This window comes from Vibrio sp. 10N.222.55.C6 (genome assembly GCF_041473395.1).
GTDB classification, from domain to species: domain Bacteria; phylum Pseudomonadota; class Gammaproteobacteria; order Enterobacterales; family Vibrionaceae; genus Vibrio; species Vibrio crassostreae_C.
The window spans coordinates 1-574 of sequence record NZ_JBFRSD010000563.1; the positions used below are offsets into that span (position 1 = coordinate 1).

The 574-nt window shown below is 44.3% G+C and carries 1 protein-coding gene; it reads right to left on the reverse strand.

The genetic code is table 11. The features are described 5' to 3' along the window. Positions 1-127: 127 nt before the first annotated feature. Positions 128-574 (reverse strand): bifunctional 4-hydroxy-2-oxoglutarate aldolase/2-dehydro-3-deoxy-phosphogluconate aldolase (gene eda / locus AB4486_RS25110; protein ID WP_372119418.1); only part of this gene is annotated, 447 nt, incomplete at its 5' end.

A 574-nucleotide genomic window follows, 5' to 3' on the forward strand; every position in this document is an offset into this window, starting at 1 on the left:
TTAGCCTTTATTTTTAAGATGCTATCGAGCACGATTAAATATTAACTTTGAAAGAATAATGCTCAACCATAAAATAACCCTCCAAAAGGAGGGCTAGATATAACGTCAAAATGCTATTGCATTAGGTTTAATTGACTAACTGAACGGCTTCACGAGTTAAATGAGCCAGCTCTTCCCAATTGCCTTCTTCAATCAGCTTCTGATCTACCATCCAAGTACCGCCACATGCGAGCACGCGAGGTATCGCTAGGTAGTCTTTAATATTGTTTGGGTTAATGCCACCTGTCGGCATGATCTCAATATCCGTATAAGGCGCAAGAAGTGACTTAACCATATTGATGCCACCTGATGCTTCAGCTGGGAAGAACTTCAATGTGGTTAAGCCCATTTCTAGAGCGGCTTCTACTGTGCTCGGGTTGTTGACCCCAGGAATGATATCAATACCAATCTCTTGGCAGGCTCTTACCGTGTTTGGGTTAAAGCCAGGAGAGACTACAAACGTTGCGCCTGCCTCTTTAGCCGCAATAGCTTGCTCACGATTGAGCACAGTGCCTGCGCCGATCAACATATCTGG